The 19,042-nt window shown below is 67.7% G+C and carries 22 protein-coding genes and 1 tRNA gene; 14 read left to right on the top strand and 9 right to left on the bottom strand.

The annotated features are described in order from the left end of the window. Nucleotide 1 precedes the first annotated feature (1 nt). From ACSC1W_RS15370 to ACSC1W_RS15345, 6 genes are all read left to right on the top strand, one after another. Complete coding sequence (locus ACSC1W_RS15370; protein ID WP_435348439.1) at nucleotides 2-1,816, top strand: ABC transporter permease; 1,815 nt, start codon at nucleotides 2-4, stop codon at nucleotides 1,814-1,816. Beyond that, on the top strand, nucleotides 1,816-3,201 hold the full coding sequence (locus ACSC1W_RS15365; RefSeq protein WP_435348438.1) for an oligopeptide/dipeptide ABC transporter ATP-binding protein: 1,386 nt from the start codon (nucleotides 1,816-1,818) through the stop codon (nucleotides 3,199-3,201). Before ACSC1W_RS15370 ends, ACSC1W_RS15365 begins: the two co-directional genes overlap by 1 nt. Next, a complete protein-coding gene (locus tag ACSC1W_RS15360) occupies nucleotides 3,198-4,862 on the top strand; it encodes an ABC transporter ATP-binding protein (protein ID WP_435348436.1) in 1,665 nt (554 codons plus the stop codon). The genes ACSC1W_RS15365 and ACSC1W_RS15360 overlap by 4 nt, the downstream gene beginning before the upstream one ends. A gap of 3 nt (nucleotides 4,863-4,865) precedes the next feature. Beyond that, nucleotides 4,866-5,339, top strand: coding sequence for a DUF7555 family protein (locus ACSC1W_RS15355; RefSeq protein ID WP_435348435.1), 474 nt, complete (start codon nucleotides 4,866-4,868; stop codon nucleotides 5,337-5,339). Nucleotides 5,340-5,402: 63 nt separating this feature from the next. Next, the gene (locus ACSC1W_RS15350; protein WP_435348434.1) at nucleotides 5,403-5,960 is read left to right on the top strand and encodes a DUF7529 family protein; all 558 of its coding nucleotides are present in this window, start codon (nucleotides 5,403-5,405) and stop codon (nucleotides 5,958-5,960) included. 68 nt (nucleotides 5,961-6,028) lie between these two features. Continuing rightward, the gene (locus tag ACSC1W_RS15345) at nucleotides 6,029-7,114 is read left to right on the top strand and encodes an aminopeptidase (RefSeq protein ID WP_435348433.1); all 1,086 of its coding nucleotides are present in this window, start codon (nucleotides 6,029-6,031) and stop codon (nucleotides 7,112-7,114) included. A 156-nt stretch (nucleotides 7,115-7,270) separates the two neighbouring features. On the opposite strand, the gene ACSC1W_RS15340 is transcribed toward ACSC1W_RS15345, so the two are convergent. Beyond that, a complete protein-coding gene (locus tag ACSC1W_RS15340) occupies nucleotides 7,271-7,705 on the bottom strand; it encodes a MaoC family dehydratase (RefSeq protein WP_435348432.1) in 435 nt (144 codons plus the stop codon). 66 nt (nucleotides 7,706-7,771) lie between these two features. Continuing rightward, a complete protein-coding gene (locus ACSC1W_RS15335) occupies nucleotides 7,772-10,069 on the bottom strand; it encodes a histidine kinase N-terminal 7TM domain-containing protein (protein WP_435348431.1) in 2,298 nt (765 codons plus the stop codon). Nucleotides 10,070-10,429: 360 nt separating this feature from the next. Here ACSC1W_RS15335 and ACSC1W_RS15330 point away from each other — a divergent pair, with 360 nt between their 5' ends. Next, nucleotides 10,430-11,794 carry a PQQ-dependent sugar dehydrogenase gene (locus ACSC1W_RS15330; RefSeq protein WP_435348430.1) on the top strand — a complete coding sequence of 455 codons (1,365 nt, stop codon included), beginning with the start codon at nucleotides 10,430-10,432 and terminating at the stop codon, nucleotides 11,792-11,794. A gap of 29 nt (nucleotides 11,795-11,823) precedes the next feature. On the opposite strand, the gene ACSC1W_RS15325 is transcribed toward ACSC1W_RS15330, so the two are convergent. Together ACSC1W_RS15325 and ACSC1W_RS15320 are read right to left on the bottom strand one after the other, a co-directional pair. Then, nucleotides 11,824-12,090 (bottom strand): hypothetical protein, encoded by a 267-nt coding sequence (locus tag ACSC1W_RS15325; RefSeq protein WP_435348429.1) that lies wholly within the window; start codon nucleotides 12,088-12,090, stop codon nucleotides 11,824-11,826. Nucleotides 12,091-12,239: 149 nt separating this feature from the next. Beyond that, nucleotides 12,240-12,314, bottom strand: a tRNA-Arg gene (locus ACSC1W_RS15320). Between the two features lie 110 nt (nucleotides 12,315-12,424). On the opposite strand from ACSC1W_RS15320, the gene ACSC1W_RS15315 reads away from it, so the two are divergent. Continuing rightward, nucleotides 12,425-12,589 (top strand): hypothetical protein, encoded by a 165-nt coding sequence (locus ACSC1W_RS15315; RefSeq protein WP_435348428.1) that lies wholly within the window; start codon nucleotides 12,425-12,427, stop codon nucleotides 12,587-12,589. Here ACSC1W_RS15315 and ACSC1W_RS15310 read toward each other — a convergent pair. Next, nucleotides 12,571-12,948 carry a YccF domain-containing protein gene (locus ACSC1W_RS15310; RefSeq protein ID WP_435348427.1) on the bottom strand — a complete coding sequence of 126 codons (378 nt, stop codon included), beginning with the start codon at nucleotides 12,946-12,948 and terminating at the stop codon, nucleotides 12,571-12,573. The two genes, ACSC1W_RS15315 and ACSC1W_RS15310, sit on opposite strands and share 19 nt — an antisense overlap. A gap of 84 nt (nucleotides 12,949-13,032) precedes the next feature. On the opposite strand from ACSC1W_RS15310, the gene ACSC1W_RS15305 reads away from it, so the two are divergent. Further along, nucleotides 13,033-13,605 carry an AAA family ATPase gene (locus ACSC1W_RS15305; RefSeq protein WP_435348425.1) on the top strand — a complete coding sequence of 191 codons (573 nt, stop codon included), beginning with the start codon at nucleotides 13,033-13,035 and terminating at the stop codon, nucleotides 13,603-13,605. Then, entirely contained in the window at nucleotides 13,602-14,021 is a 420-nt protein-coding gene (locus ACSC1W_RS15300) for an RNA-binding domain-containing protein (RefSeq protein ID WP_435348424.1), read from the top strand. The genes ACSC1W_RS15305 and ACSC1W_RS15300 overlap by 4 nt, the downstream gene beginning before the upstream one ends. On the opposite strand, the gene ACSC1W_RS15295 is transcribed toward ACSC1W_RS15300, so the two are convergent. Beyond that, nucleotides 14,018-14,233 carry a DUF7561 family protein gene (locus tag ACSC1W_RS15295; protein WP_435348423.1) on the bottom strand — a complete coding sequence of 72 codons (216 nt, stop codon included), beginning with the start codon at nucleotides 14,231-14,233 and terminating at the stop codon, nucleotides 14,018-14,020. The genes ACSC1W_RS15300 and ACSC1W_RS15295 overlap by 4 nt on opposite strands. A gap of 25 nt (nucleotides 14,234-14,258) precedes the next feature. Further along, on the bottom strand, nucleotides 14,259-14,543 hold the full coding sequence (locus ACSC1W_RS15290) for a hypothetical protein (RefSeq protein WP_435348422.1): 285 nt from the start codon (nucleotides 14,541-14,543) through the stop codon (nucleotides 14,259-14,261). Nucleotides 14,544-14,705: 162 nt separating this feature from the next. Here ACSC1W_RS15290 and ACSC1W_RS15285 point away from each other — a divergent pair, with 162 nt between their 5' ends. The 3 genes from ACSC1W_RS15285 to ACSC1W_RS15275 are packed head-to-tail and all read left to right on the top strand — an operon-like array spanning nucleotide 14,706 to nucleotide 17,282. Beyond that, entirely contained in the window at nucleotides 14,706-15,593 is an 888-nt protein-coding gene (locus tag ACSC1W_RS15285) for a YkgJ family cysteine cluster protein (RefSeq protein ID WP_435348421.1), read from the top strand. Nucleotides 15,594-15,651: 58 nt separating this feature from the next. After that, complete coding sequence (locus ACSC1W_RS15280) at nucleotides 15,652-16,569, top strand: NAD(P)H-binding protein (protein WP_435348420.1); 918 nt, start codon at nucleotides 15,652-15,654, stop codon at nucleotides 16,567-16,569. Beyond that, on the top strand, nucleotides 16,566-17,282 hold the full coding sequence (locus ACSC1W_RS15275) for a DUF7530 family protein (protein WP_435348419.1): 717 nt from the start codon (nucleotides 16,566-16,568) through the stop codon (nucleotides 17,280-17,282). Before ACSC1W_RS15280 ends, ACSC1W_RS15275 begins: the two co-directional genes overlap by 4 nt. Here the strand turns inward: ACSC1W_RS15275 and ACSC1W_RS15270 are convergent. Continuing rightward, complete coding sequence (locus ACSC1W_RS15270) at nucleotides 17,279-17,452, bottom strand: DUF5786 family protein (protein ID WP_435348418.1); 174 nt, start codon at nucleotides 17,450-17,452, stop codon at nucleotides 17,279-17,281. The genes ACSC1W_RS15275 and ACSC1W_RS15270 overlap by 4 nt on opposite strands. 119 nt (nucleotides 17,453-17,571) lie before the next feature. Here ACSC1W_RS15270 and ACSC1W_RS15265 point away from each other — a divergent pair, with 119 nt between their 5' ends. Then, the gene (locus ACSC1W_RS15265; protein WP_435348417.1) at nucleotides 17,572-18,579 is read left to right on the top strand and encodes a DUF5784 family protein; all 1,008 of its coding nucleotides are present in this window, start codon (nucleotides 17,572-17,574) and stop codon (nucleotides 18,577-18,579) included. A 40-nt stretch (nucleotides 18,580-18,619) separates the two neighbouring features. Here ACSC1W_RS15265 and ACSC1W_RS15260 read toward each other — a convergent pair whose 3' ends face one another. Next, a complete protein-coding gene (locus ACSC1W_RS15260) occupies nucleotides 18,620-18,910 on the bottom strand; it encodes a DUF5789 family protein (RefSeq protein WP_435348416.1) in 291 nt (96 codons plus the stop codon). Nucleotides 18,911-19,042: the final 132 nt, after the last annotated feature.

Below are 19,042 nucleotides of genomic sequence, written 5' to 3'. Positions count from 1 at the left end.
TATGAGTCAGCCAACCGAATCCGAGACGCTACGGGACCGAATCGTCGCGCATCCGGAGCCTGCGCTCATCTGGCTCGCCGGTGCGCTGTTCCTGCTCGTGTTCGAGTTCAGCGCGCTCGTCGATGGACTCGTCCTCTTCGGAGACCAGGTCAACCCGCTCATCGGCGGGAGCAAGGACGTCGGAACCTGGTACGTCGACCAGATGTACAACACGCTCGGCGTCGCCGGCGGGACGGTGATGTCCGCACTCGGCGCGGTCGTCGTCCTCGCCATCTTCTCCGTGCTCGTCAAGGCGGCGTTCGTGCCCTTCAGCATCGTCGAGAAGCTCGGTCTCGAGGACCTGCCGATATCGGTCGACTTCCTCGAACGCTTCATCATCGGCGTCGTGCTGGCCGTGCTGTGGGTCGTCCTGCTGTACGAACCGCTCTCGGTCCTGCCGGCCCTGCCGCTCATCGGCGAACCGTCGCTCGCACAGCTCATCCACGGGTTCGCCCAGACGATGGCGGGCATCGCGGACTGGATAACGGCGAACGTTCCGACGTTGCTCTCCCGTGACGTCATGCCCAACAGCGGGTTCAACCCGCCGGCCGGTGCGGAGTCGCAGTACCCGCCGGGGAGCGAGATACTCGGCGTTCGCATCGCCATCGGCCCGTTCCACGACACCTTCCTCGGGCTGGCACCCGCCTACGCGTGGGCCATCCGCGTCTTCGCGATCTACACCTACTCGTTCGTCTGGCTCCTCTGGGTCTGGTTCGGCTACAAGACGTTCCGTCGCCACTACCGCTACGCGGACTGGACGCCCCGCGACGACATGGTCGACCGCCTGAGCTCTCACTACTGGGGACTGTTCGGCTTCGTCATCGTGTTCGGGTTCCTGGTGATGGCGATGTTCGCGCCCGCCCTCGGCCCGACGACGACGGCGGCGAACATCTACAACCCGTACGGACACGAGTTCCAGTACGTCACTGAACAGGGAACCGTCGAGAACGTCACCCACGGGTCGGCGAACATCGCGAGTCGCTCCGAGGGGACGCCCGACGCCAACTACGGCCTGCTCAGCTACGACGACCACGGGCGGTTCCACCCCATCGGGACGATGACGAACGGGAAGGACCTGTTCACGTTCATGGCCGACGGGGCACGCGTCTCGCTGTTCATCGGCCTGTTGTCCATCCTGTTGAGTGGCTTCGTCGCTAGCGCGCTGGCGATGGTGACGGCGTACTACAAGGGACTCACCGACCTCGTCGTCGTGGTCGGCAGTGACTCGGTGCAGGCGTTACCGGGACTCCTGGTACTGATACTGGTGTCCGTCGTCTTCGAGAACCACCCGATATCGTCGGTCTACAGCGGCGGGCTGTTGCTGGCGCTGGTCTTCGCGGCCATCGGCTGGCCGGGGCTCTGGCGCGCCATCCGTGGCCCCGCACTGCAGGTCTCCGAGCAGGAGTGGATCGACGCGGCCAAATCCTACGGGCAGCGACCCTCGGCGACGATGCGAAAGCACATGCTTCCGTACGTCGCGGGCTACCTGCTCGTCTACGGTTCGCTCACGCTCGGCGGCATCATCATCAGCGTCGCCGCACTGTCGTTCCTCAGCCTCGGCGTGAGTCCGCCGACGCCCGAGTGGGGGCGTGCGGTCGACATCGGTCGGCAGCACGTGACCACGGTCTCGTGGCACATCTCCACGATTCCGGGCGTGATGGTCGTCCTCGTCGTCACCGGTTTCAACGCGTTCGGCGACGGCGTGCGCGACGCCATCGACCCGCAGGCTGGCGGGGCGAGTGCTGACGAGACCGCGGCCGCAGGGGGTGGTGGGTGATGTCGATGCAGACCCAGCGCGAGGACCCCATCCTCCGCATCAAGAACCTGCAGACCTCCTTCTTCACCGACAAGGAGGTCATCCGCGCGGTCGACGGCGTCAACTTCGACATCGAGCAGGGCGAGACGGTCGGCATCGTCGGCGAGTCCGGGTCGGGCAAGTCCGTCACCGCCCGGTCCATCATGGGACTGGTCGAGAGCCCCGGCCGCGTGCTCCAGGGGAGTTCCATCCAGTTCCGTGACCCCGACACGGTCGAACGCTTCGCCAACACGTACACGAGCAAGACGGTCGACATCGCGACGCTCGAAGGACGGGCCGACCTCGCCGAAGTGGTCCGCGACGCGATGGACCAGCACGGCGCACAGCCCAGCGAACTGACGGAGGACCCGAGGTACGCGGACCTGCCGGCCGAACAGGTCAACCCCAACGAGATGGTCGCCGACGGGGCGGTCCAGTGGGACGACGTCATCGCATCCGGCTACGCCGACCGCCTCAACCTCATCGCGTCCGACGACTTCGTCTTCGTCGAGGAGGGCGTCACCGGCGACGACGGCGTCCGCGTCGACCGCGGCTACGTCGACGTCACCCGTGCAGGCCAGCGCGAACTGCGCCGCCTGCGCGGCGGGAACATCGCGATGGTGTTCCAGGATCCCCTCACGTCGCTGAACCCGGTCTACACGGTCGGGAACCAGATAGAGGAGGCGCTCCAGCTCCACCAGGGGCTCCGCGGCAACGAGGCGACCGAGGAGGCCATCCAGCTCCTCGAATCGGTCGGCATCCCCGACGCGCGTCGCCGCGTGCGCGAGTACCCGCACCAGTTCTCCGGCGGGATGCGCCAGCGTGCCGTCATCGCGATGGCGCTCGCGTGCGAACCGGAGCTGCTCATCTGCGACGAGCCGACGACGGCGCTCGACGTGACCATCCAGGCCCAGATTCTGGAACTCCTGCAGGACCTGCAGGACGACCGTGGGCTCTCCATCATGTTCATCACCCACGACATGGGCGTCATCGCGGACGTCGCAGACCGCGTGAACGTGATGTACGCCGGCGAGGTCGTCGAGACGGCGGACGTCGAAGAGGTGTTCGGAAACCCGAAACACCCCTACACGCAGGGACTGCTGTCGTCCATCCCCGGTCGGCAGGAGGGCGACCGCCTCACGACCATCGAGGGCGACGTCCCGACGCCGAACGAGGAGGCGACGTACTGCCGGTTCGCCCCCCGGTGTCCGAAGGCGTTCGCCGAGTGCCAGGCCGTCCACCCCGAATCGGTGTCGGTGGCCTCCGCCGACGACGACCACGTCGCGGCGTGCCTGCTGTATCCGCAGGACGTACCGCAGACAGAGGCAATCGAGATACACAAGGCGAAAGGAGGGACCAGAGAATGAGCAAGCAAGTGATCTCCCAGCCCCAGTCGACTGCACAGACCGAGCCGATGATATCGGTGCGAAACCTGAAGACGTACTATCCCGGCGGCGGGCTCATCGACGACCAGCCGGTGAAGGCGGTCGACGGGGTCTCGTTCGACATCGAGAAGGGAGAGACGCTCGGCCTCGTCGGCGAGTCCGGGTGTGGCAAGTCCACCCTCGGTCGGACGCTCGTCCAGCTCGAGGACGCGACCTCGGGCGTCAGTCGGTTCCAGAAGCCCGACGTCGTAGAGGAGATGGCGAACACCTTCACCCGCCGTACGGTCGACCTGCGCGAGGTGTACGCCGACAACGACACGGTCGACCTGGTGACGAAACTGTTCGCCGACGGCGTCCAGCCCAAGGCGGTCGCCCCCGACCAGGGGTACGAGGACGTCGGTCCGAGCGACATCGACGCGGTCGACTTCGTCGCCCAGACGCGCGTGGACGTCCCGCACCTCGTCGACCAGGGCTTCGGTCCGCAACTCGGCCTGTTCGACGAGAGCGACTTCGTCTTCCTCGAGGAAGGGCGCATCGAGAACGGCGTCTACTCCGTCGAGCGAGGGTTCATCGACGTCACCGCCGCCCCGCCACGAGCGCTGAAGAAGCTCCGTGGCAAGCAACTCGGCATCGTCTTCCAGGACCCCGAATCGAGCCTGAACGACCGGATGACGGTCGGCGAGATCGTCCGCGAACCGCTGGACGTCCACGGCTGGAAGACGCCCCAGGAGCGCAGACAGCGCGTCCGCGACCTGCTGGAGACGGTCGGGCTTCGTCCGGAGCACTACTTCCGGTACCCACACCAGTTCTCCGGCGGGCAGCGCCAGCGCATCGGTATCGCCCGTTCGCTCGCGCTCGAACCGGACTTCCTGGTGCTCGACGAACCGGTGTCGGCGCTGGACGTCTCGGTGCAGGCGAAGATCCTGAACCTGCTGGAGGACCTCCAGAACGAGTTCGGACTCACGTACCTGTTCATTGCACACGACCTGAGCGTCGTCCGGCACATCTGTGACCGCGTCGCGGTCATGTACCTGGGCAACATCATGGAGATCGGCCCCACGGAGGGGCTGTTCGAGTACCCCGGGAACCCGTACACCTACTCGCTCCTGTCGGCGATTCCGGAACCGGACCCGACCGCGAACAAGGACCGCATCACCCTGCGCGGGACGCCGCCGAGCCCGCGCGACCCGCCGGTCGGGTGTCCGTTCAGCACGCGCTGTCCGGTGAAGATACGGCCGGACGAGTACCAGTACGTCGAGGACGAGGTCTGGCAGCGCATCGAGGTGTTCCGCGAGGTCGTCCGCGAGCGGTCCCGTGCCGACCGGTCGCTCACGGACCGCGCCAGGGAACTCCTCGGCCGGAGCACCCGGTTCTCCGACGTGACCGAGATCACCGACGAACTGTTCGGCGACGTCAACGTGCCGAACGAGGTGGCCGAGGACCTGCGCGAGGCGGCGAGCTACATCGAGCAGGGCCACGACAACAAGGCTCGGCAGTACCTCTTCGAGCAGTTCGGGAGCGTCTGTGACACGAGCAAGCCGAAGCACTACGTCGTCAGCGACGACGGTCGGACGAGTTTCTGTCACCGACACGTCGACGGCTACGAGGACCCGTCGAGGGAGTTCGAGAACCTCAAACAGTGACGGATGAGTGACGACCCGCCACCGGAAGTCGTCGGCGCTCTCCGGCTCGGGCGCAAGAGCCTGGACGCGCTGTCGTACGCGGCGGTGTTCGTCGCGGTCGTGGTAGGCGTCTCTGCGTTCTTCGAACTGTCCGCGCGAGGCACGCTCACCGGGACCAAGTACGTCCTGTTCTGGTTCGGGTTCGCCCTGCTCGCGTACGCGTCGCTCCAGCTACGACCGCCGCCGCCGGGGTCGTCCGACGACCAGTCGCAGTCGTTCACGACCGCTGGCGACGACCGGCACAGGAAGGCGTCGGGAACGGTCGGCTCCAGGTCGCTGACCCGGTTCGAGCGTCTCGTCGACGTGCTCCCGCCGATGCGGTGGGTCGACGTGGCCGTCGACGACCGGTTCACGCCGCACGCGAAGTTGTTCCTCGCGGCGCTGTTGATGCTCGCCACGTCGGCGACCATGGAGTTCGTCTTCGGCGTGCCGGGGTAGGCCGGCCGTCGCTGGCTGACGCGGTGAGATACCCTTATCCGGCTTCGTTTCCTGTGTCCACGTATGCCAGACGTGCCGAACAGTGGACAGGAAGAGGACTACGCCGAACGAATCGCGAACAACGCGGACGTGCTCACGGGTGCGTGGGAGCGGACGCTCGAGGAACTGGACGCGCTGGCCGAGGAACGGGCCGAGGAGGGCTGGGAGACGGTCACCGTGATGGCGGGCAACACCGCACCCCAGAACCGCGACGCGGGCGACGAGGACGACGACCGCTTCGGACTGGTGTTCGTGGTGCCGTCGAACCACGGCGAGGAGTTCACCGACGCCTTCGAGGGCAAGGACTTCCCGGAGTACGAGGTCTACCGGCGAGAGGTCGACGGCAACGCGTTCCTCGTCGTCGAGTACCGCGACCCGGACACGGAGACGGCCATCTTCGTCGCTGGCCAGTACGAACTCCGGCACGCCGCCGGGATGGTCCACGACGCAGAGGAGGCGGGCGAGTTCTACACCTACCTGCAGAAACTCGACCAGACCATCCTCGGCGTGTTCAGGCACGATTCCCACGAGAAGTTCGTCCCCTACGCCGACCGGATCGACGACTGGTCGCCCGCACTGTGAGTCGCGGTCGAGTCTGACGCGTCTTCTGCATCGAAACGGCTAACCGAGCACCGTCGCCACTATCCGGTATGGATCCACGAGTTCGGGAACACGCACAGATCGTCGCCAACCACTCGGCCGAACTCCAGCCGGGTGACAACGTGGTCATCGACGCGCATCCGGTCGCCGAGGACCTCGTGACGGCGCTGTTCGAACAGTGCGCCGACGTCGGTGCGAACCCCCTCGCAGTCAGCCAGCGCACCGGGTCGCGCTACCGACGGGCGTACCTGCGAAACAGCGAGGACACCGACTTCGACCTACCGAGCCACGAGATGGCGCTGTTCGAGGAGATGGACGTCTACGTCGCCATCCGGGCGGGCGCGAACGCGACGGAGACGTCGGACGTGGACCCGAAGGTGACCAGCGAGTACGACAAGGCTCGTCGACCGTTGCTGGACGAACGGCTCTCGAAGCGCTGGGTACTCACACAGTACCCGGCCCCGGCGAACGCCCAGTTGGCCGAGATGTCCACCGAGGGTTACGAGAACTTCGTCTGGGACGCCGTCAACAAGGACTGGGACGAGCAGGGCGAGTTCCAGGAGCAGATGGTCGAGATACTCGACGGCGCCGACGAGGTCCACATCGTCTCCGGCGAGACCACCGACGTCACGATGTCGGTGAAGGGGAACGTGACCCTGAACGACGTGGGCAAGCACAACATGCCCGGTGGCGAGGTGTTCACCGCACCGGTCCCCGACTCGGTCGAGGGCGAGGTGCTGTTCGACAAGCCGCTGTACCACCACGGCCGCGAGGTCACCGACGTCCGCCTCGTCTTCGAGGGCGGTGCGGTCGTCGAACACAGCGCCGAGAAGAACGAGGGTGTCCTCGACGAGGTGCTCGACACCGACGAGGGCGCGCGTCGTCTGGGCGAACTGGGCATCGGGATGAACCGGGACATCGACCGGTTCACGTACAACATGCTGTTCGACGAGAAGATGGGCGACACCGTCCACATGGCGCTGGGCCGCGCCTACGACGACACCGTCGGCGAGGGCAACGAGCAGAACCAGTCCGCCGTTCACGTCGACATGATCGTCGACATGAGCGAGGATTCGTACATCGAGGTCGACGGCGAGGTCGTCCAGCGCGACGGGACGTTCCGGTTCGAGGAGTAGGGAGGTTCTTCGCTACGCTCAGAACCTCCAGTACGCGAGCGGGGAGCGAAGCGACCCGCGAGAAGTAGCGAGGAACCTCCAATCGGAACGGCGAACGGAGTGAGCCGTGGAGACGGGTCGGAGGTCAGCGACCCGGTCAGACGCTACCGGGGTCCGTCACCGTTGCTCGTACAGGACGCGCCCGACGAACGTCTGTTTCAGTTCGCCGTCGGCGTCGAGCGTCTGCACGCGACTCCGGACGAGTCCGACGCCGGGTCGGTAGTCGGCCGTCTTCTCCAGCACCTCGGTCTCCACGTGGAGTTCGTCGCCCGGGCGGACGGGGTTGGGCCAGCGCAGGTCGTCGACCCCGACGGCACCCATCGCTGCCGTCCCCGGGAAGATGCCGTCGACCAGCAGGCGCATGGTCATCGCACCGGTGTGCCAGCCGCTGGCGACCAGGCCGCCGAACAGCGACCGGGCGGCGGCCTCGGGGTCGGTGTGGAACGGCTGGGGGTCGTACTGCTCGGCGAACGACACTATCTCGTCGTCGTCGACGACGTACGTCCCGTACTCGCGGGTCTCGCCGACCTCGATGTCCTCGAAGTACTCCATGGTCGGGAGTCATCCGGGGGCGACAAAAACGTGCCCGTGTAGGCAGTCGGCGGCGGCGGGTCCGTCTCAGTCCTCGTCCTCGAAGAAGGCGGTGAACAGCCGATTCTCGGCCTTCCGGAGGTGGGCGAGCAACGTCGGGGCGCTGATGCCCATGGCCTCGGCCACCTCCTCGGCGGTCGAGTCGCGGGGCCACTCGAAGTAGCCGGCACGGAACGCGGCCTCGATGGCCTCCTGCTGGCGGTCGGTGAGCGCGTCCAGGTCGTCGTCGTCGTCCTCGACCATGACGCTCAGGGGTCCCTCGCGCTCTCGCTTCGCGACCAGGCTCGTGTCCGGGGCGACGTCGTGGACGGCCTCGACAGTCGCGCGCACGTCCGAGTCGCGTCCGAGGGCGGCGACGACGCGGAGTCGCCCGTCGGACACCGTCGCCCGCTGGATGACGGCCCCGTGGTCGACCAGTGGGAAGAGGACCGACCGGTCGACGAGCACCAGTTCGACCGTCTCCTCGGTGACGCGGCCCTTCTCGACGCCGGGCATCGACTCGGCCACCTCGAGGACGACGTCGGGGTCGCCGCCGTCCACGTGGAGGTACAGCAGGACGCCGCTGCCGTCGGCGGGGACGACGCCCGACACCTCGAGGTCGGCCTCGGCCTGACGGGCGATGGCGACCAGCGCGTCCGAGGGTTCCGCACAGAGCAGTTCGACCTCGGTGACGGTCTCGGCGACGAACAACTGCCGGCGCTCGACCGTGCTGATGGCGTGGCCGATGGTATCGCCGAGTTCGTCGAGGACGGAGAGTTCCTGGACGCCGAAGGCGTCCTCCCGCGGCGTCGTCAACACGAGGACGCCGTGGATGAGTGGTCCGTTCGCCAGCGGGACCAGCGCCCACGAACGCGACCGGCCGTCGGTCGAGGCGACGGTGCCGTCGACGACGGTCGGGTCCGCTTCGACGGCCGAGTTGTCACTCAGGGCCTCCAGCGCCGCGAGCAGTTCCGGGTCGGTCGACGGCGACCCGTCGTCGACGGTCGGCGCACCGGCCGGCGAATCGTCACGTGCGTTCGCTCCCCCGTCGGGCGTCGGCGCGGCCGGCCGGGTCGTCCCGGAGACGACGTCCACGTCGGCAGCGTCGCCCACGTCGACGTCCTCGATGACCCAGGCGCCGTCGTACAGGGTCGTCGTCGTCAGGCGGTCACAGACGGACGTCTCTATCTGGGTCCGCGTCGTCGCCCGGACGAGCACCTGGTTGACGCCCCGGATGGCGTCGTTCAACTGGTTCACCCGCTCCAGTTCCACGCGCTGGCTCCGGAGGCGACGCTCCCGGCGCTTGCGCTCGGTGACGTCGCTGAATATCAACGTGTACCCGATCTCGGCGTCGTTGCGGTCCGTGATGGTGGAACTCCGCACCTCGTACGTACTCCTGCCGAGGGCGACCTCGGCGGGGAGCGTAGCCCGGTCGAGGTCGAGTGCGCCGTCGGGCGCGAGGTCGGTGACCGGCGTCGCGAGCGAACTCCGCTGGTCGCAGTCGAGGATGGACGCGGCGCGCTGGTTGAGGTACACGACGCGCGACGCGTCGTCGAGGATGACGACGCCCTCGTTCAGGTCTGCGATGGCCGCCTGTCGCCCCAGTCGCCGCGTCGCCGGGACGATGTCGAACAGTTGCCGGCGGAAGACCGCGTAGCCGAAGGCGAGGCCGGAGACGCTGAAGGCGTAGGGCGTCATGTCCAGTGCGACGCCGGCGACCGGCATCACCTCGAGGACGGTCAGTGCGTTGACGACGGTCGGAACGGCGAGGCCGACCACCAGCAGGAGCGCCTGGTCGGTGTAGAGGTAGTCGGAGAGGACGACGAGTCGAAGCAGCAGGAACGAGCCGACGGCCACGAGGACGTAGGCGTACACCATGAAGCCCCACAGCCACGGCCCGAACGTCTGGTCGAGCAGGACCAGGCCCTCCCTCGTGACGACGTCGTTCTCCGTCCAGACGAGCGACTGGTATCGGCTGGTCCAGACGAGCACTGCCGTCACGGCCGGGACGACCGACACGGCTCCGAGGGTCCGTCGCGTCAGGAGGTCCTCGTGTCCCGTGTACTCCAGCGCGAACGCCAGCCAGAAGACGGGAATCGAGACGGTACCGGCCCACTGGACGTTCTCCAGTCCCATGCGGAGCGCGTCCCCCATCCCGAGCAGTCCGGGATAGGCGAACAGGCTCAGCAGGTGCGCCCCGGAGTAGACCGTGAACGAGAGCGCGAGCACGCTGAACGAGCGCGCACCCGGTTCGACCCGGTTCTGGTGGGCGTAGCCGGCGAGCGCCCCGGTCGTCACCGTCGAGACTACGAGCAAGATGACGTGAAGTACCGTGCTGAGTATCATCTCTCACCTGGAATCGCACGCGTCACGACGGCCCGAAGTCGCTCGGGCAACGTCCACGGAGGCGCTGGTCCGGTCCCCCCAGACCGGACACGGATGTCGCTCTCCTCGGTCCCGCTCCCTGACGCGCGTCACGCGAGACCAGCACGTTCCCCCGGCGGTCCCCGCCACGCGCGTCACCCATACGTCGAGCCCCACGGCCCATCAATGCGGACGCTATCCTATTAGTGTTCGTGATTTTCCGACCCGAAATGTGGAATACGAGGTCCCAATCTGGGGTTTCTGCCCGACGGCATCCCGACGGCTGTCGTTCGCCCGGGCGGGTCGGACGAGTTATTTCCCGCTGGCCGCCGACGGTCGAGTATGGAGCGCATCGCCAATCGACGACGCTTCCTCGCCGCCGTCGCAGCGTCGACGACGGCGCTCGCAGGGTGTTCGGACGCCGGTGGGGGGCTCGTCACCACCGGCGGCGGTCCACCAACCGACGGCAGTCAGCCCACCGACGACGAACCGGGAACCGGCGACGGAACCGGCACCGACGACGAACCTCCTGGAGTGCCCGCCGCCGTCGGACTGGAGGCCGTCACGGTGGGGATGCAGGCACCCCTCGACGTGGCGGTTCACCCCGACGCCGACCGGCGCTACGTCGCCGACCAGGCCGGCGTCGTCTACGTCCACGACCCCGACGGCCGCCGCGACCGCCCGCTCCTCGACCTCCGAAATTCGGTCGAGTTCGGCGGGGAGAAGGGCCTGCTCGGCATCGCACTCCACCCCGAGTTCGCCGAGAACGGGCGGCTGTTCGTCCGGTACAGCGCCCCTCGTCGGTCGGGCACGCCCTCGTCGTACAGTCACACGTTCGTCCTCGCAGAGTTCTCGGTCGGGGACGACGGCCTGCGGGCCGACCGCGACTCCGAACGGACCGTCCTGGAGGTTCCCGAACCGCAGTCGAACCACAACGCCGGCGACCTCGCGTTCGGCCCCGACGGCTACCTCTACGTCGCCGTCGGCGACGGCGGCGCTGGCGGCGACCGCGGCCCCGGCCACGTCGACGACTGGTACGACCGGACCGCCGGGGGCAACGGACAGGACGTGACCGAGAACCTGCTCGGGAGCATCCTCCGTCTCGACGTGGACCGTGGCGACCCCTACGCCGTCCCCGAGGACAATCCCCTGGTCGGCAGGGCTGGCCGCGACGAGCACTACGCGTGGGGCCTGCGCAACCCCTGGCGGATGTCCTTCGACGGGTCGGACCTGTTCGTCGGCGACGTCGGACAGAACCGCTACGAGGAGGTCTCGCTCGTCCGGAAGGGCGGCAACTACGGCTGGAACGTCAAGGAGGGCACACACTGCTACCGGACCGACGACTGCCCGGACCGGACGCCGTCCGACGTCCGCGGCGGCGAACCCCTCGTCGACCCAATCGTCGAGTACCCCCACAGCGGCGCCACCGTCAGCGGGACGAGCGTCATCGGCGGCTACGTCTACCGCGGGAGCGCCATACCCGGCCTCTCCGGCCGGTACGTCTTCGGCGACCTGCGACCGGACGGCCGACTGTTCGTCGCCAGCAGACCCGACGGCGACGGCCGCTGGCCGACCGACACGCTCGACGTCGCCGGTGACGGCCTCCAGCGACTCCTCTCGTTCGGCCGGGACCGGGACGGCGAACTGTACGCCCTCGGCATCGGGGCCGACGGCGGTGGGCTGTACCGGGTCGTTCCGGCGGAGTGACCTCCCGCTCTCTGCCCCCGGCGCGTGTTCTAGTACCGACCGTCGTCGAACAGTCCGGGCACGACGAGCGCGACGGCCAGGATGACGACGGCGAGGACCAGCAACAGGGCAGGCCCCAGCTGTGGATCGACCCCGATGGTCTGGGCGAGCCCTCTGGCGACGGGGGCCGTCTCCGTCTCGACACCCTGGCCGGCGACCCCGGTCGCACCGACGCCGATAGCCGCCGTGATGACCGCTGGCGGGCCACCTGCTTTCACGGCACGAATCGCCCTGCGAGGGCTAACCTGTCCGGGCATGTGGCCAACTGAAAGGCGGCGCCGGTAAAAGGATTCCCCGGACCCGGGCCGCACCTGTGGAGACCCTCGCAGAAAGCGAGCACGATGGGAGTCCCGCGAGCGAGCGAAGCGAGCGAGGGGGACTACATCGTGCGAGCGAACGAAGTGAGCGAGCACGATGGGATTCGAACCCACGACCATCGGATTAGAAGTCCGACGCTCTATCCTGGCTGAGCTACGTGCCCTCGCACCCGGCTAAGACCCCCTCGTAAAAAAGCAGTCGGGATTCGACGGACGACGGCACACCTGCGAGCGCCGCACACACCGGTCGGAGCGTTTTCACGGGGCGTGTCCGGTGGAGCATGCAGCGACGACGGAGCGAGCGCTCGGAGCTGGGCTGTGGCCGCAGTACCGCACCCTCGACGCGTGTCCGTGGTCGGTCGCGCTGGCGGAGGGACTGGGCTTCGAGCAGTTCGCGACGGGGTCGCTGGTCGTCGTCGCTCAGCCGTGGAACCGGTAGAGCGAGGTGACGTACGGCAGGTAGTTGAACATGATCACGGCGATGGGGAGGCCGAGGATGGTGACGGCGAAGGCCCAGGCGACGTTGGCCCAGAGCAGGCTGAACCACCAGCCGACGAAGACGAAGTAGACGGCCCGGACGAGCAGGGACCGCTGGCCTCGCGCCTCGCCGTCGACGTCGGACCGCCGGTCGGATTCCTTCAGCGTCAGCAGCGTGGGTACGCGGTTGATGAGCTTGATGCCGAGGGGGATACCGATGATGGTGATGTTCAGGAACCACGCCACGTTGATGGCGATGAACGTCAGCCACCAGCCGACGAGCAGGAACCAGACGGTACGGAGGAGGAACGAGCGCGCCATACGGGGATAGAGGCGCCGATGCACGAAAAGGATTGCCGACGGAGAGCGGTGGGGTTAAGCCGCCGTCACGAGTACGAATCGTCGATGACCGTCATCGGAACCGTCGGCCTGCCCGGCAGCGGGAAGGGGGAGGCGGCGAACGTCGCCCGCGAGCACGGCGTCCCCGTCGTGACGATGGGCGACGTCATCCGACAGGAGTGTCGTGACCGCGGGCTGGACCCGGCGGAGCACCACGGTCGAATCGCACAGGCCCTGCGCGAGGAGAACGGCCCCGACGCCGTCGCCCAGCGCTCGCTCCCGTTGATCCGGTCTCACCTGGACGACCACGACACCGTCCTCGTCGACGGACTGCGCTCGGACGTCGAACTCGACGCGTTCGAGGCGGCTTTCGGCGACGACTTCGTCCTCGTGAGCATCGAGGCGCCGTTCGAGGTCCGGAAGGAGCGCCTGGCCGAGCGTGGCCGGGACAAGGGCGAGGACGAGGGCGGCGAGACGCTGCGGGAGCGCGACGAGCGCGAGCGCGGGTTCGGCATGGACGATGCGATGGACCGGGCGGACGTCGTCGTCGACAACACGGGCACCCTGTCGGCGTTCCGGTCGAAGATAGAGGCGCTGCTGGCCGATGGGCCGGACGCGGTGTCGGAGGTGGGCGGATGATATACCGCGTCGACGTCCAGATAACGGCCCCGGTGAAGGACACGGAGGTCACCGACCGGGTGCGCGACGCCATCACGAACATCTTCCCCGAGGCGACCGTGTCCGAGTCGCCGGGCGAACTGATCGCCGAGACCCACCAGGTCGACCACTTCTCCGAGCTGTTGCACGAACAGGCGATACTCGACACCGCGAGAGGGGCGTTCCTCTCGAACCGCGACGACGACACCATCCAGTTCTCGCTGAAGAAGCAGGCGGCGTACGAGGGCGTCGTCAACTTCGCCGTGGGGAACCCGGACGAACTCGGCGACATCGACGTCAGGATGCGGGTCACGGACCCGTCGGTCGAGGCGTTCGTCGACTTCGTCGCACCGCCGACGGAGGAGGGGAAACCGGTCACCGACGCGGACGACCGCTAGCGCTCCCGGTCGTCGAGCGCGTCGACGTCTGCCCGGGTGGGGTCGTCCGGCAGGCGGTCGATGCAGTCGAAACAGAGGAAGTGCTCGGAGCCGTCGGCGTCGAACGTCAGGGCCATCCCGCCGCCGTCGGAGTCGGCGAAGGTCCAGAGGTCGGCGATGCCGCCGCGTATCTCGACGGGTGCGCCACAGCCGTCACAGGGGTCTCTGCTCACGTGCCGTTTCAGGGTCCCGACGGCGTTAGGTCTTTCCCGTGCGCCGAACCAGCCACGCCACGCCGATCGCGAGCACGTACAGGTACGCCGCAAAGAGCGCGTAGAACGTGTAGGCGGTCCTCGAGGCGCCCGCGAGCGCCGGAATCACCGTTTCGACGACGCCGTAGCCGACCATGAGCAGATCACCCGGTATCTGCAGTGCCCGGAGCGTCGTGAGTCGTTCCAGTGCGATCAGCGACGCCAGCAACGCGTAACTGGCTATCACCTCCCGGTTGAACACGGAGTACACCGTCCGTCCTGCCGCCACCATACTCCGGCCTTCTCACCACTAGATGGAATGTCTTTGGGTGGCCAAAAGAGTCATATATACTGAATTAACGTGCGGTTAGAGACCCACTTCGTACCGGTTTACTGACGCCATCGACTGGAGCGACGCCATCGCTTTTGCTGGTCGACCCCGAACAGGACCCGCATGAACGTCGATTGCGAGGGCTGTGCTGGCTGTTGCATCGACTGGCGGCCGCTCTCGGACCGGCCGAGTGCACACGACCACGAGCGGCGTGGCCCCCACGACCCGCTCGACGACACCTACAACCTCGTCCCGCTCACGCGCGAGGAGGTCAGGGGATTCTGCGACGCCGGGTTGGGCGACGTGCTCGTGGCGAGGCTCTGGTTCGCCCCCGACGGGGACGGGACGGTCGTCGACGGGCACACGGTCGCCGCCGTCGACGGCAAGCCGGCGTTCTTCGTCGGCCTCCGCAAACCGCCGAAACCGGTCGCACCCTTCGGGCGTGACGACGACCGCTGGCTCCGGAGTTGCGTGTTCCTCGACCCGGCGACCCTGCAGTGTCGCATCCACGACGACGACCTGTACCCAAACGAGTGCGCCGAGTACCCGGGACACAACCTCCTGCTCGACCGGGAGACCGAGTGCGAGCGCGTCGAGGCCGAGTTCGGCGGTGAGCGACTCCTCGACGGGGGCCCTCCGGAGTCGCTCGACGGCCTGTTGCTCGGTCCACAGGCACTCGGCGAGAAGGTGTTCGTCCACCCGCGCCCGGCCGACCTGGCCGGCGTCGTCGAGCGTGCGGTGTCGCGGACCCTGACCCGGGCAGACCGGGCCGAGTTCGTCGGCTGGGCGGCGGCCTCTGCACCGGGGACGACCGACCACAGCGAACCACACTACGAGCGCTACCGGGAGGCGGCGCTGACGGCCGACTCGTGGGCCGGCCGAGCCATCGACGAGTGGGAGGCCGCCGCCGGCGGTGCGGGAACCGAAGCCGACGACGCACCGTCGGCCGGGTCGGTCGAGGCCGACCGGGGTGCGCCGGGGACGCCCGGCTGGGACGCGGTGTCTGAGTGAGGTGACATGGGTCTCGTCGGGGTGACGGATTAAGTGGTGCCCCGTCGTGCGTGGACACATGCGCGTACTCGTCACCGGGGCGACCGGCTTCGTGGGAGGCCACCTGGTCCCCGCGCTCCGCGACGCCGGCCACGACGTAGTCGCACTCGTCCGCGATCCCGACAGGTACGACCCACCGGCGGGCGTGACGGTCGTCGCCGGCGACCTGCTCGACCCCGAATCGTTGCCGCCGGCGTTCGAGGGGGTCGACGCGGCCTACTATCTCGTCCACTCGATGCGGTCCGGGGCGGACTTCGAGGACCGCGACCGACGCGCCGCCCGGGCGTTCGCCGATGCGGCCACGGCCGCGGGCGTCGACCGCGTCGTCTACCTCGGTGGGCTGGGCGAGGAACGCGACCGGCTCTCGGAACATCTACGGTCGCGTCGCGAGGTCGAGCACCTGCTCGAAGAGGGGTCGTACGACCTGACGACGCTCCGTGCGGCCATCATCGTCGGGAGCGGGAGCGCGAGCTTCCAGATGGTCCACCAGCTCGTCAAGCGACTGCCGGTGATGGTGACCCCGCAGTGGGTGGAGACGCCGTGTCAGCCCATCGCTATCGACGACGTGGTCGCCTACCTCGTCGGGGTCCTCGACGTCCCCGGGACGGCCGGCGAGACGTTCGAGATCGGTGGGCCGGAGGTGCTCACGTACCGGGAGATGCTCGAGACCACGGCCCGGATAACGGGGCAGCGCCTCCGGGTCCTTCCGATTCCGGTGCTGACCCCCGAGCTGTCGGCGTACTGGGTCGACATCGTGACCGACGTGCCACGGGGCGTCGCCAGGCCGCTCATCGCCGGCCTCCGGAACCCCGTCGTCGTCACCGACGACCGCATCACCGAGTACGTCGACGTCGAACTGACGCCGTTCGAGGTGGCAGTCCGGAAGGCGCTCTCGCGCGACCCCGCCGCGCCGGACCCGACGGGGGCGACGGGATGAGCGAGGAGTTCGGCGAGACGTGGGTGTTCGAGAGCTTCGTCGGTGCGCTCCCCGGGGTCGACATCTCGGAGTCGCTCGCGGTCACCATCCAGTTGCTCACCTTCGAGGTGTCGTTGCTCGTGCTGGCGTGGTACTACGACCTCTGGACTGCGGTCCCGGCGGGGACGGCGGCGGTCGCGCTGGCCGCCGTCGGCAGCGCGTTGATGCTCCGACTCGGGGACTCTATCCGTCGACTGCCGACGCCGGACCCGTACCGTCGACTCCTGTTCGGGTCGAGCGTCGAGGTGGTCCTCGGAGTGCTGGCGTTCATCGCCGTCGTCACGCACCTGTTCGTCGTCGACCCTGCGCGCACGGACGAGACGCTGCTGGACTTCCTGTTCGGCCCGGAACCACCCGTCCTCGCCGTCTACCTGATGTTGCTCATCCTGTGGGACGTCGCCTACCGCATCGGGACGGGGTGGTGGGCGGCGGTCACCGCCATCTGGCGGGCCTGGGTCTACGACTTCGACCGGGAGACGTCCTGGGCGTTCGCAAAGACGGACCTGCTGAACCTGGGGTTCGCCGTCGCGCAGTTGCTCCTGGTCCCGTTCGTTCTCGGTCGGCCGGTGCTATCGGCGGTGCTCGTCGGGCACGTCGTCGCCGTCACGCTGGCGACGTCGCTCTCCGTGGGACTCAGTATCCGTCGGCAGAACACGTCGAACCCGTCCGATTAATCCGACTTGATCTCCTCGAACTGCTTCAGCAGGTCCTCGGTCGAGTCACCGGAGTCGTACTCGACGCTGCCGTGGTACGTGGTCCGCTCGTCGTCGAAGTCGGTGTCGACCCGACTCGCCTGCTGTTCGCGCCGCTCGTGTTCTTCCTCGTCATAGGCACCCATTGACATGGCAATCCGACCCAAACTTTGTGACTGCCCCATATCAATGTATCGCCGATTCAGTCGTCCAGGATGGGACACGACAGCCGACCCGAACGACGTTTAACAGGCGAGGTCCTACCATCGATGTGGCACGACCCCTTCGATTTCGTCGATCGACCGAACGCTGGGACGACGGTCGGGTCCGACGAGACCTGCTGGCAGACCTCGACGAGAACCTCGGTGCGCAGCTCGAGACGCCCCACTACAAGCCGCCCCACGGCTGGGAGGCGTGGCGGTTCGAGATGGACAACGGCGACATCGCGCTCTTCTGTTACGACGGCGACGTGGCGTACTGGCTCGGCAACACCGAGACGCCGAGTGCGCTCTGGCGCACGGACAAGTCCGAGTGGAACGAGATACCGTACCCCGTCGCCCGGTGGGCCCAGCGGGAACTCATCGCCGACCTCTCCGTCGAGTCGCCGTGGCTCGACGACTACCCCCACGTCCGCTGGTTCTTCCTCACCGTCCTCATGTCGAAGGACGGCCGCGAGACGACCCGCGAGTTCCTCTACGACCGGGCCTGCGGGTTCCCCGACGCGGACCCGGAGGAGGCGCTGTCGTTCCTGGAGTCCGTGCTGCGACCCGGCACGCTCGACGAGTACCGGGACGTGATGGCCGGGAAACTCGGCACCAGCCAGACGCTCGACCAGGGCCGGATGAGCGCGGCCATCGCCGAGTTCGTCGCCGCGAAGGTACTCACCGACGCGGGCTACGAGGTCACGCCCGAGATCGAGGTGACGACCGGGCACTTCCTCGACTACCGTGCGACCGCCCCCGACGGGGACAGCTACCTCGTCGAGGTCACCCGGCCGCGTCCCCCGTCGCGGCGAAGCACCGACAGTCCCATCGCCGCCGTCCGGGACACGGCCCAGGTCAAGACGACCGGGCAACTCGCGGACCACGGCGGGGGCGTCGTCCTGTTCGTCGACTGCTCGAGCTTCACCGACGAACAGTGGGCGGCGCTCCGGGGCGAACGACCGGACGTGCGCCACCGGCCGGCGATCGTCTACCGTGCCCGGCCCGACGGCTCGGTGGAGGGGTACCAGAAGGGGGACGTCCCGCTGGACCTGTCGAACGCGATGACGCTTCTCTAGGTGGCGAGAACGGTAGCGTGACGACGGTCGTCAGAGGGCTTCAGAACGAGACGACGTCGGGACCCTCGGGACTGCCCACCGGGGTCGGGTCCCGGTCGGAGTACTGCTTCCGTCCGATGGCCTGGTCCGACACGCCTCCGTAGAGCGTGTAGCGCACGTCCTCGGGCGTGTGGAAGGTCTCCTCGCAGGCGAGTCGCTTGAGGACCTCGCCGACGGTCTCGGTGCAGGCGGGGAGTTCGAGTTCGGCGTCGCCGAGTTCCTGCTCGAGTTCTGTCGCTGTCAGTGGGTAGGTCTGCTCTTCGATTCGGTCGCCCGTTCCGTTACGGAACATACCCAGTCGTACGTGAACAATAATTATAAACATTGTCCATAAACGACCTTGGTCGCATTGAGGCCCATTACAGACATTAATCGTGATAAAACACCGGTCCGGAAGGCGTTTCCCGACACCGTCCGAAGCGCG

Source organism: Haloarchaeobius marinus (assembly GCF_051207415.1).
Classification (GTDB): domain Archaea; phylum Halobacteriota; class Halobacteria; order Halobacteriales; family Natrialbaceae; genus Haloarchaeobius.
The sequence above is the reverse complement of the archived record's forward strand: the minus strand, read 5'-3'. Positions and strand labels throughout refer to the sequence as shown.

Coding starts and splice junctions, on each gene's coding strand:
- ACSC1W_RS15370 (WP_435348439.1), top strand. CDS start 2: ATGAGTCAGCCAACCGAATCCGAGACGCTACGGGACCGAATCGTCGCG.
- ACSC1W_RS15365 (WP_435348438.1), top strand. CDS start 1,816: ATGTCGATGCAGACCCAGCGCGAGGACCCCATCCTCCGCATCAAGAAC.
- ACSC1W_RS15360 (WP_435348436.1), top strand. CDS start 3,198: ATGAGCAAGCAAGTGATCTCCCAGCCCCAGTCGACTGCACAGACCGAG.
- ACSC1W_RS15355 (WP_435348435.1), top strand. CDS start 4,866: ATGAGTGACGACCCGCCACCGGAAGTCGTCGGCGCTCTCCGGCTCGGG.
- ACSC1W_RS15350 (WP_435348434.1), top strand. CDS start 5,403: ATGCCAGACGTGCCGAACAGTGGACAGGAAGAGGACTACGCCGAACGA.
- ACSC1W_RS15345 (WP_435348433.1), top strand. CDS start 6,029: ATGGATCCACGAGTTCGGGAACACGCACAGATCGTCGCCAACCACTCG.
- ACSC1W_RS15340 (WP_435348432.1), bottom strand. CDS start 7,705: ATGGAGTACTTCGAGGACATCGAGGTCGGCGAGACCCGCGAGTACGGG.
- ACSC1W_RS15335 (WP_435348431.1), bottom strand. CDS start 10,069: ATGATACTCAGCACGGTACTTCACGTCATCTTGCTCGTAGTCTCGACG.
- ACSC1W_RS15330 (WP_435348430.1), top strand. CDS start 10,430: ATGGAGCGCATCGCCAATCGACGACGCTTCCTCGCCGCCGTCGCAGCG.
- ACSC1W_RS15325 (WP_435348429.1), bottom strand. CDS start 12,090: ATGCCCGGACAGGTTAGCCCTCGCAGGGCGATTCGTGCCGTGAAAGCA.
- ACSC1W_RS15310 (WP_435348427.1), bottom strand. CDS start 12,948: ATGGCGCGCTCGTTCCTCCTCCGTACCGTCTGGTTCCTGCTCGTCGGC.
- ACSC1W_RS15305 (WP_435348425.1), top strand. CDS start 13,033: ATGACCGTCATCGGAACCGTCGGCCTGCCCGGCAGCGGGAAGGGGGAG.
- ACSC1W_RS15300 (WP_435348424.1), top strand. CDS start 13,602: ATGATATACCGCGTCGACGTCCAGATAACGGCCCCGGTGAAGGACACG.
- ACSC1W_RS15290 (WP_435348422.1), bottom strand. CDS start 14,543: ATGGTGGCGGCAGGACGGACGGTGTACTCCGTGTTCAACCGGGAGGTG.
- ACSC1W_RS15285 (WP_435348421.1), top strand. CDS start 14,706: ATGAACGTCGATTGCGAGGGCTGTGCTGGCTGTTGCATCGACTGGCGG.
- ACSC1W_RS15280 (WP_435348420.1), top strand. CDS start 15,652: ATGCGCGTACTCGTCACCGGGGCGACCGGCTTCGTGGGAGGCCACCTG.
- ACSC1W_RS15275 (WP_435348419.1), top strand. CDS start 16,566: ATGAGCGAGGAGTTCGGCGAGACGTGGGTGTTCGAGAGCTTCGTCGGT.
- ACSC1W_RS15270 (WP_435348418.1), bottom strand. CDS start 17,452: ATGTCAATGGGTGCCTATGACGAGGAAGAACACGAGCGGCGCGAACAG.
- ACSC1W_RS15260 (WP_435348416.1), bottom strand. CDS start 18,910: ATGTTCCGTAACGGAACGGGCGACCGAATCGAAGAGCAGACCTACCCA.